The following is a 9,809-nucleotide window of genomic DNA, read 5'->3' on the forward strand; positions in this document are numbered from 1 at the left end:
CCCGCGCCGCCACCGCCCAGCGCGGCTGGGCCGCCCTCGCCCCCGCCGACCGGGCCCGGCTGCTGCGCCGCTTCGCCGCCACCGTGGACGACCACATCGAGGAACTGGCCGCGCTGGAGGTCCGCGAGGCGGGCCACCCCATCGGCAACGCCCGCTGGGAGTCGGGCAACGTCCGCGATCTGCTGGAGTACGCGGCCGGGGGAGTGGAGCGGCTGAGCGGCGCCCAGATCCCGGTCGCGGGCGGCCTGAACATCACCTTCCACGAACCGCTCGGCGTGGTCGCCGTCATCGCGCCGTGGAACTTCCCGATGCCGATCGCGGGCTGGGGCACCGCGCCCGCCCTCGCCGCGGGCAACGCCGTCCTCCTCAAGCCCGCCGAGACCACCCCGCTGACCGCGCTCCGGCTCGCCGAACTCGCCCTCGCCGGGCTGCCCGAGGGGCTGTTCCAGGTGCTGCCCGGCGCCGGGCCGGTGGCCGGGACCGCGCTGGTGGAGCACCCGGGCGTGGCCAAGGTCGTCTTCACCGGGTCGACGGCCGTCGGCAAGGAGATCATGGCGAAGTGCGCGGCGGGCGTGAAGCGCGTGACGCTCGAACTCGGCGGCAAGAGCCCCAACATCGTCTTCGCCGACGCCGACATCGAGCGCGCCGCGGCCGCGGCACCCGGTTCGTTCCTCGACAACACCGGTCAGGACTGCTGCGCCCGCAGCCGGATCCTGGTCCAGCGCGGCGTCTACGACCGGTTCATGGAGCTGCTGGAGCCTGCCGTACGGTCCTTCGCGGTCGGCGACCCGGCCGACCCCGCCACCGCCATGGGCCCGCTGATCTCCGCCGCGCAGCGGGAGCGCGTACGGTCCTACGTCCCCGAGGACGCGCCCGCCGCCATCCGCGGCGAGGCCCCCGGCGGCAAGGGCTTCTGGTACCCGGCGACCGTCCTGGAGGCCACCTCGCCCGGCGACCGCACCGCCGTGGAGGAGATCTTCGGACCGGTGGCCGTCGTCCTCCCCTTCGAGGACGAGGCCGACGCCGTACGGCTGGCCAACGCGACCGACTACGGCCTCTCCGGCTCGATCTGGACCCGCGACGTGGGCCGCGCGGTGCGCGTCTCGCGCGCCGTCGCCGCCGGGAACCTGTCCGTCAACTCGCACAGCAGCGTGCGCTACGCGACCCCCTTCGGCGGCTACAAGCAGTCCGGTCTCGGCCGGGAGCTGGGCCCCGACGCCCTGACCGCCTTCACCGAGACCAAGAACGTGTTCATCAGCACCGAGAACAGCACCGAGGAGCAGTGACGTGACCGAGACCGTGACCGAAACTGTGGCCGAGACCCCCGTGTGCCGCCGCCTGGTGGGCCGTACCGCGGTCATCACCGGAGCGGGCAGCGGCATCGGCCTGGCCACCGCGCGCCGCTTCGCCTCCGAGGGCGCGCGCGTCGTGTGCGCCGACATCGACGCCTCCGCGGGCAAGGCCGCGGCCGACGAGGTCGGCGGGCTCTACGTCCAGGTGGACGTCACCGACCAGGAGCAGGTCGAGGCGCTGTTCAAGACCGCGTACGACACCTATGGCTCGGTCGACGTGGCGTTCAACAACGCGGGCATCTCGCCGCCCGACGACGACTCGATCCTCACCACCGGCCTGGACGCCTGGAAGCGCGTCCAGGAGGTCAACCTCACCTCCGTCTATCTGTGCTGCAAGGCCGCGCTGCCCTACATGCAGCGGCAGGGCAGGGGTTCCATCATCAACACGGCGTCCTTCGTGGCCGTCATGGGCGCCGCGACGTCGCAGATCAGCTACACCGCCTCCAAGGGCGGCGTGCTGGCGATGTCGCGCGAGCTGGGTGTGCAGTTCGCTCGCGAGGGCATCCGGGTCAACGCGCTGTGCCCGGGGCCGGTCAACACCCCGCTGCTGAAGGAGTTGTTCGCCAAGGACCCGGAGCGGGCGGCGCGGCGGTTGGTGCACGTACCGGTGGGGCGGTTCGCCGAACCGGAGGAGATCGCGTCCGCGGTCGCCTTCCTGGCCAGCGACGACTCCTCGTTCATCAACGCGGCCGAGTTCCTTGTGGACGGCGGTATCGCCGGGGCGTACGTCACGCCGATCTAGGAGCCCTCGCGGACCCGCTTGTAGCCGGGCGCGCAGTCCGCGCAACCCCGGTGTACGGAGCCGACCCGTGGCCATAAGGTGACGGCGTGAGCATGAACACGCCCCCGGGCTGGTACCCCGATCCCGGTTACACAGGCCACGGCCCCGCCCTGCACCGGTGGTGGGACGGGGCCACCTGGACCGAGTACACGCGCGACACCACCGCCCCGGCGGAGTCGCCCTTCAGCCCGCCGCCCGCGCCCGGCTACGGGCCCGGTTACGCGCCCGGCCAGGATGGCGGCCGGGCGAACGGCCGCGGCCCCCGGGTCGCGGTGCTCGCGCTGTCCGTGGGGGCCGTGGTCGCCGCGATCATCGGCGGGATCGTGCTGCTGGGCGACAGCGGGGGCGGCGACGACGGCGACCGGGCGAACCCGCTGCCGACCGCCCCCGCCCCGCCCGGGGACGGCGACGACGCCCCCTCGGACGCCCCGTCCGACCTGCCCACCGACGGCCCCAGCGCGGCGCCCACCGACGACCCGAGCATCGCCCCGGACGCCGCCAGCGGCATCAGCCTGCCCGTGCTGTCGGGCTGGCAGGCGGGCCGCAGCAGCGCCGGCGGCGCGGGCGTGACCACCTCGCGCTACCCGTGCCCGGGCGACCCCTCCACCGAGTGCGTCCGCGGCGGCGCCTTCTCCCGGACCGCCAGCGGCTTCAAGGCGGACACCGCCAAGGGCATCGCCGAGGAGGACATAGCCCAGAACGCCGAGGAGTCCTACGGCACGGACGAGGACACCGAGCGCAAGGCGTACGGCGGGATCTCCTCGCACAAGCGGCTCAAGGAGGAAGAGGTCGACGTCGCGGGGGAGGAGGGCTATCTGGTGCGCTGGAAGGTCACCACGAAGAAGGGCGACGACGGATACGTCCAGTCCCTCGCCTTCCCGTCGCCCACCGTCCCCGACACCATGGTCCTGGTGCGCTTCGGCTTCGACGTGAGCGACAAGGCACCGCCGCTCGGCGACATGGACAAGATCGTCGAGGGTATCGAGGCGCTGGCGGGCGACGGCCGGTCCATATAAGCCGCTTCGCTGAGGACGGGGGACGGGGGACGGGGCGGGGCCCGGACTACAGGAAGGTGCGGCCCTCGCCCCGGTACGTCGGTACGGAGTCCACCACCCGGTCGTCCTCGACCAGGTGCAGCGTCGCGAACCGCTCGCACAGCTCACCGGCCTTGGCGTGCCGGAACCACACCCTGTCGCCGATCAGCAGATCGTCGGCGGGCGTGCCCAGCAGCGGGGTCTGCACCTCGCCCGGGCCCTCCTGCGGGTCGTAACGCAGCCCCTCCGGCAGATACGGCACCGGCAGCCGGTCCGGGCCCGCCGCCCCGGACGCCGGATATCCGCCGCCCAGGACGGTCACCACGCCCACGCCCGGGCGGCGCACCACCGGCTGGGCGAAGAGGGCGGCCGGGCGGCCCCGGAAGGACGTGTAGTTGTCGAACAGCCGCGGCTGGTAGAGCCCGGACCCGGCGGCGATCTCCGTCACCGCGTCCTCGGCGGCGGTGTGCTGCACGCTGCCCGTGCCGCCGCCGTTGACGAATTCCAGGTCCGCCACCGCCCGTACGGCCCGCACCGCCGCCGCCCGGCGGTCCGCCAGCTCCCGGCGCGCGGTGCGCTGCATCAGCCGGATCGCGCGGGAGCGCAGCGGACGGCCGGTCACCGCGTCGCCCACCCCCGCCACATGGCCCTCGTAGCCCATCAGCCCGACCACCCGGAAGCCGGGGCGGCGCTCGATCTCCCGCGCCAGCGCGGCCAGCTGCTCGGGCGTGCGCAGCGGTGAGCGCAGGGCGCCGACGCGGATCCGGCCGCCCAGCATGCGCAGCGAGGTGTCCAACTCCAGGCAGACCCGGACCACTTCGGTCCCGGCGCGCACACTCTCGATCAGGTTGAGCTGGCCGATGTCGTCCACCATCACGGTCACGGCGGCGGCGAGCTTGGGGTCGCTGGTCAGGGTGGCGTAGCCGTCCCGGTCGGTGGACGGATAGGCGAGCAGGACGTCGTCGAAGCCCTCGCGGGCCAGCCACAGGGACTCCGCGAGCGTGAAGCTCATGATGCCCGCGAACCCGTCCCGCGCCAGGACCCGTTCCAGCAGCGCCCGGCACCGCACCGACTTGCTGGCCACCCGGATCGGCTTGCCTCCCGCCCGGCGTACCAGGTCGCGTGCGTTGTCGTCGAAGGCCCTCAGGTCGACAATCGCCACGGGTGCTTCGAGATGGGCGGTGGCCCGGTCGTAACGGGCCCGGTCAGCGGCGGAAGAGGACATGTCGTGAAGCTTGCCAGACCGCGATTACCGCTGGGTAGAGGGCAGCCGATGCGGAGGGTGCCCGGTGCCCCGTAGAGTGTCGCGCACGCCACGACCGGCAGGTCAGCGGCGTGATGTCCGTATTCGGGCCCGCCTGCCCGAAAGGCGGTGGGGCGGCGCGGCGAACCGGACGGAGCGACGTGAACCAGGTCTCGAGGGGCGCGAGGGGGTGCCGGTGAGCGCGGATGCGGAACAGGCGCACTCTTCTCGTCGTACGCCCCCACCTCGCCCTGTGCACCCCCCGCGCACCGCGCCCACGCCCCGGTCCGCGCCCCCGCCGCGCAACGTCACCCCGCCGAGCGCCCCGCCCGGCACACCCTCCGGCCCGCCCGGTTTCGGCCCGCCGGTCTTCGGGCCGCCCGGCTTCGTCCCGGACCCGGACACCCCCATCCTCGGCGTCCCGGCGAAGGTCCCCTCCCCCCGGGGCGCCACCCACGGCGGACGGAACTCCGGCCGCACCGGCGGCCCCAGCGGGCCCGCCACCAGACCGCACGTACCACCGCGCCCCACCACCCCGCCGCGTCCCGCCGCCCCGCCGAGCGCCGGAACCGGCCATCACCGCACGCGCAGCCGCAAGGTGGCCGCCGCCATCTCTCTCGTCCTCGGCCTCGGGCTGCTCGTCGGCGCGGCGGCCGGCAGCTGGCTGGGCGACAGCCCCGGCGCGCCGCCCTCGGCCGCCGACACCTACGCCAAGACGCGCGCCGCCTGGCACAGCGTCCCCGTGGACGACCTGTTCCCCCGCACCCTGCGCGGCAAGGGCGACGGCCCCGGCGGCGCCGACCGGCTCTGGACGCGGGTCGCGGTCGCCCCCGACAGCAGCTGCGGCGGCGGTTTCGACCCGCTGCTCACCAAGGCGCTCTCCCCGGTGGGCTGCGAACGCCTGCTGCGCGCCACCTACACCGACTCCACCAGCACCAGCGTGACCACCGTCGGCCTGCTGATCACCGCGGCCGACACCGCCGGGATGAAGGCCCTGCGGCAGCGCTTCGCCGACGACAAGCTGGACGAACGCGCCGATCTGATGCCCCGTCCGTACGCCGCGAAGGGCACCGCCGCGGCCCGCTTCGGAGACGACCAGCGCGCGAGCTGGCGGATCCGGATCCTGACCGACGCACCCGCCGTCCTCTACGCCGTTTCCGGATTCGCCGACGGACGCGAGGTCACCGACCCCCAGTCGGCGGGCGAGGCCACCCGGCGCGGCGCGACCTCCGCCCCCGCCCAGTCCGGCCTCGGTAACGACGCCCGCGGCCTCACCGACGCGGCCGAGGACGCCTTCCGCCAGGCCCTGTCCCAGGCTCCAGAGGCGCCGGAGACACCGGAGGCGTCCGGGCAGCGGGGGAGCGGCTCATGAGGACCGCGCGGCGCATCGCCGTCAGCCTCGCCGCCGCCGGGCTGACCCTGGTGCCCGTCGCCCCTGCCCGGGCCGACGGCATCCAGGCCCAGGAATGGGCGCTCGACGCCGTCCACACCCGCCAGGCGTGGCAGACCACCAAGGGCGCGGGCACGACCGTCGCCGTCCTGGACACCGGCGTCGACGACCAGCACCCCGACCTCAAGGGGCAGGTGCTGCCCGGCAAGGACCTCATCGGCTTCGGCGCCGAGCGCGGCGACCGCCCCTGGGCCCGGCACGGCACCGCGATGGCGGGCATCATTGCGGGCAGTGGACACGGCGCGGGGGACAGCGAAGGCGTCATGGGTGTCGCGCCCAAGACCAAGATCCTGCCGGTGCGGGTGATCCTGGAGGACGGCGACCCGCAGCGCGCCAAGGCGCGCAGCTCCCGGGGCGGCGCGCTCGCGAAGGGCATCCGCTGGGCCGCCGACCACGGCGCCGACGTGATCAACCTGTCCCTGGGCGACGACAGCGCGTCGGCCCACCCCGAACCCGCCGAGGACGCCGCCGTGCAGTACGCGCTGCGCAAGGGCTCCGTCGTGGTCGCCTCCGCGGGCAACGGCGGCGACAAGGGCGACCGCGTCTCCTACCCGGCCGCCTACCCCGGCGTGATCGCGGTGACCGCCGTCGACCGCTACGGCAACCGCGCCGCCTTCTCCACCCGCCGCTGGTACGCCACCGTCGCCGCGCCCGGCGTCGACGTGGTCATAGCCGACCCCGACAAGCGCTACTACGAGGGCTGGGGGACCAGCGCGGCCGCCGCCTTCGTCTCCGGCGTCGCCGCCCTCGTCCGCTCCGCCCACCCCGACCTGAGCCCGCGTCAGGTCCGGCAGCTGCTGGAACAGACCGCCCGGAGCCGCCCGTCCGGCGGACACAGCGACGAGCTGGGCGCGGGCGTGGTGGACGCCGCGGCGGCCCTCAAGGCGGCGGCGAAGACGAAACCCGAACCCCAGCAACCCGCCGCCGCGGCGTCGTCACGGCGCTTCTTCGGCTCCGGCCCCAGCCGGACCGGCGCCTCCGGCGACGAGGGCGGGGTCAACGAGACGGCGGTGTTCGCCGCCGTCGCCGGGGCGGGCCTGGTGGGCGCCGCAATCGTCCTGTGGCGCGGCTCGGGCCCGCTGCGCGTCCCGCGCGCCCTGCGGCGCCTGTCCCGTACGCGCTGAGCACGCCGTACGCGCCGGCACGCCGTACGCGCCGCCGTACGGGACCGTCATGCCCGGAGCGTCGCGGCCGCACCCACGGCCGCCCGCGCGGCCTGCTCGACCAGGGCCACTCCGGTGTTCATGTTCTTGCTGCCGTCGGAGAGCACCGCCACCAGGAACGTCCGCCCGCTCGCGGTGACCTGGCCGATGCTGTTGACGTCCCACAGCCCGGTGGTGCTGCGCGGCAGCCAGCCGTTCTTCAGCCGGGTACCGGCGCCCGCGTCGGCGGCGGCCGAGACACCCCAGTCCTGGCCGGTGGTGATCCGGCCCATCAGCGTCCGGATGTACGCCTGGGAGTTCGCGTTCAGCGCGGAGCCGTCCCCGAACACCGCGCGCAGCAGCCTCAGCTGGTCGGTGGCGGTGGTCCGGGTCAGCCCCCACAGCCCCGCCCGGCCGCCGCGGGTGTGGGTCAGCCCCAGCCGGTGCTGCGCCGCGTCGAACCCGTCGGCGCCGCCGATCACCTTCCACAGTGCGGTCGCCGCGCCGTTGTCGCTGTGCTCGATCATCACGGTGGCGGCGTCGCGCTCCTTCGCGGTCAGCCCGCGCCGCTCGTCCTGCGCCTTGAGCAGCAGCGCCGCGAGGATGCCGACCTTGACGATGCTCGCCGTGTCATACGTGCGGTTCCCGTACGCCGCGCTCGCCCCCGACCGGGTGTCCAGCAGGGCCACCGCGAACTCCCCGTCGCACTCGCGGGTCACCGGGGCCAGCGCGTGGCCGAGCGCCTGGCGCAGCGTACGGGGCGATGCGGCGGGCGGCGCCACCGATGCCGTCGAAGGTGCCCCGACCTCGGTCACCCGGTCCACGTCGCCTCCCTGGATGTCGCCCGCCGCACACCGCGGCCCGGCGCTCGGTCGCAGCTGGGTCCTCGTCGGTGAAGTCGGTGCACTGGTGCCCACCCCGCACCCCAGCAGGGACATCGCGAGTGCCGCCACGACCGCGATCACGGCCGGGCGGCGCGCTCTTCGACCGGGGCCGCGGCCCCGGTCCAGCCCCCCTGACGTGTCGGTCTCCATGGAGGGCGAGGCTAGACGGCCCCGCCGCGCGACGGGAGACAAGGTGATGAACAACCCATGAGAAAGACCTCACGGCGGCCCCGATACCCTCGTGGAGTGGCGCTCAAGAACATTCCCGACCCCGGCTTCTCCGGCGACGACGGCTCCGCCGACGCCCGCCTGACCGCGGCGCTCGCCGCCTGGGCCGACGACCGCACCGCCGAGCCCGAGGTGCTGGCCGCGCTCACCGAGGCGCGACTGCTCGTGCCGGTGGTCGCCCTCCTCGGTGAGGTGGAGGAAGGGCCCGACGGGCTGCGCCGGGAGAAGACGAGCGACATGGCCGTGCCCACGCTGGAGGCCCCCGGCGGCCGCCGCGCCCTGCCCGCCTTCACCTCCCTGGAGACGCTGGCCCGCTGGCGCCCGGACGCCCGGCCCGTCGCCGTACCGCTGCGGCAGGCGCTGGAGGCGGCCGCGCACGAGAAGGCGGACACCCTGGTGCTGGACCTCGCCGGACCGGTGCCGTACCAGGTCACCGGGCCCGCCCTGCTCGCCCTCGCCGAGGGCCGGACCAGCACCGATCCGCTCGCCGACCCCGCGGTCGCCGAGGCGGTGCGTACCGTGCTGGCCGCCGAACCCGAGGTGGTGCGCGCGCATCTGGCCCCGGCCGCGGACGCCGACGGCATGCTGGCGCTCGCCCTGGCCCCGCACGCCCCGGCGCGCGAGACGGCGCAGCGGGTGGCGGGCGCGCTGGCGGCCGACGAGACGCTGCGGGCCAGGCTGGTGCGCGGGCTGAACCTGGCGCTGCTGCCGCCGGACGCGACGGTGCCCGGGGACCCCCTCTTCAGCCGCTGACACCGGTCCCGGCAAACCCCCGCTGACCTGCGACGGAACGGTCATCGGCAGGCGAAATCCCCCGATACGCCCCACAATGCATAGGGCAACTGGCGGTCCGAGCGATGCGAGGAGAACGCCATGGAGACGAGAACGGTCGTATCGGAGTTCACCGGAACCGCGCTGCTGGTCCTCTTCGGGGTCGGTTCCCTGGTTCTGGCGGGCGACTACATCAACGCCGTCGGCATCTCGCTCGCCTTCGGCTTCATCCTCATTGCGCTCGCCTACGCGTTCGGCCGCATCTCGGGCTGCCACATCAACCCGGCGGTCACCCTGGGGGCGCTCCTGGCCGGGCGGATCGACATCCGCAGGGCCGCCGAGTACTGGGTCGCGCAGCTGGTCGGCGGGATCGTCGGCGCCGCCGTGCTGTTCCTGCTCGCCAAGCAAGTGCCGAGGCTGCGTACGGACGACGCGTTCGGCAGCAACGGCTACGGCGGCCGGTCCCCGGTGGGCCTCGGCGCGGGCGGGGCCTTCCTGGCCGAGGTGCTGCTCACGTTCCTGCTGGTCTTCGTCTTCCTCATGGTGACCGAGAAGGTGACGCTGGCCGGGATCGAGCCGGTGCCGGTGGGGCTCGCGCTCGCCGCCGTCAACCTGGTCGGCATCCCGCTGACCTGGACCTCCGTCAACCCGGCGCGGAGCCTCGGCCCGGCGCTGTTCGCGGGCGGCGGGGCGCTCTCCCAGCTGTGGGTGTTCCTGATCGCGCCGCTGGTCGGCGGGGTGCTCGCGGCCGTCGTCCACCGGTTCACGCATCTGCACCCGGCGGGCCAGGCCGAGGAGGAGCAGGCCACGGAGCCGCGGCCCGGCCCGTGGGGGCGGATGCGCGGCGGGCGCCGCCCCGAGGCGGGCCGGCCCGAGACCAAGGGACCGGAGGCGGCATGAGCCCGGGGGCGATCCCGGTGGCCC

Annotated in this window: 9 protein-coding genes; 7 read left to right on the plus strand and 2 right to left on the minus strand. The window is 74.7% G+C overall.

Annotated elements, in window-relative coordinates; genetic code table 11:
• The 3 genes from EEJ42_RS38425 to EEJ42_RS38435 form a co-directional block, all read left to right on the plus strand.
• Window positions 1-1,286 (plus strand): aldehyde dehydrogenase family protein (locus EEJ42_RS38425; protein WP_148082178.1); only part of this gene is annotated, 1,286 nt, incomplete at its 5' end.
• A 1-nt stretch (window position 1,287) separates the two neighbouring features.
• Complete coding sequence (locus EEJ42_RS38430; protein ID WP_246097635.1) at window positions 1,288-2,094, plus strand: 3-oxoacyl-ACP reductase; 807 nt, start codon at window positions 1,288-1,290, stop codon at window positions 2,092-2,094.
• Window positions 2,095-2,186: 92 nt separating this feature from the next.
• Window positions 2,187-3,149: a DUF2510 domain-containing protein gene (locus EEJ42_RS38435; RefSeq protein WP_123106801.1), complete on the plus strand. Its 963-nt coding sequence runs from the start codon at window positions 2,187-2,189 to the stop codon at window positions 3,147-3,149.
• 46 nt (window positions 3,150-3,195) lie between these two features.
• Here the strand turns inward: EEJ42_RS38435 and EEJ42_RS38440 are convergent, their stop codons facing one another.
• Window positions 3,196-4,392 (minus strand): amino acid deaminase/aldolase, encoded by a 1,197-nt coding sequence (locus EEJ42_RS38440; RefSeq protein ID WP_123106795.1) that lies wholly within the window; start codon window positions 4,390-4,392, stop codon window positions 3,196-3,198.
• Between the two features lie 271 nt (window positions 4,393-4,663).
• Here EEJ42_RS38440 and EEJ42_RS38445 point away from each other — a divergent pair, with 271 nt between their 5' ends.
• Together EEJ42_RS38445 and mycP are read left to right on the plus strand one after the other, a co-directional pair.
• Window positions 4,664-5,782 (plus strand): hypothetical protein, encoded by a 1,119-nt coding sequence (locus EEJ42_RS38445; protein WP_123106796.1) that lies wholly within the window; start codon window positions 4,664-4,666, stop codon window positions 5,780-5,782.
• Complete coding sequence (gene mycP / locus EEJ42_RS38450) at window positions 5,779-6,984, plus strand: type VII secretion-associated serine protease mycosin (RefSeq protein ID WP_123106797.1); 1,206 nt, start codon at window positions 5,779-5,781, stop codon at window positions 6,982-6,984. The genes EEJ42_RS38445 and mycP overlap by 4 nt, the downstream gene beginning before the upstream one ends.
• Before the next feature lie 47 nt (window positions 6,985-7,031).
• Here the strand turns inward: mycP and EEJ42_RS38455 are convergent, their stop codons facing one another.
• Window positions 7,032-8,036, minus strand: a complete 1,005-nt coding sequence (locus EEJ42_RS38455) for a serine hydrolase (protein WP_246097636.1) — start codon at window positions 8,034-8,036, stop codon at window positions 7,032-7,034.
• Window positions 8,037-8,132: 96 nt separating this feature from the next.
• Here EEJ42_RS38455 and EEJ42_RS38460 point away from each other — a divergent pair, with 96 nt between their 5' ends.
• Both EEJ42_RS38460 and EEJ42_RS38465 read left to right on the plus strand, forming a co-directional pair.
• Window positions 8,133-8,867 carry an SseB family protein gene (locus tag EEJ42_RS38460; RefSeq protein ID WP_184503479.1) on the plus strand — a complete coding sequence of 245 codons (735 nt, stop codon included), beginning with the start codon at window positions 8,133-8,135 and terminating at the stop codon, window positions 8,865-8,867.
• A 120-nt stretch (window positions 8,868-8,987) separates the two neighbouring features.
• Entirely contained in the window at window positions 8,988-9,785 is a 798-nt protein-coding gene (locus tag EEJ42_RS38465) for an MIP/aquaporin family protein (RefSeq protein ID WP_123106799.1), read from the plus strand.
• Window positions 9,786-9,809: the final 24 nt, after the last annotated feature.

Origin of the sequence: Streptomyces botrytidirepellens (assembly GCF_003721215.1) — a bacterium.
GTDB classification, from domain to species: domain Bacteria; phylum Actinomycetota; class Actinomycetes; order Streptomycetales; family Streptomycetaceae; genus Streptomyces; species Streptomyces himastatinicus.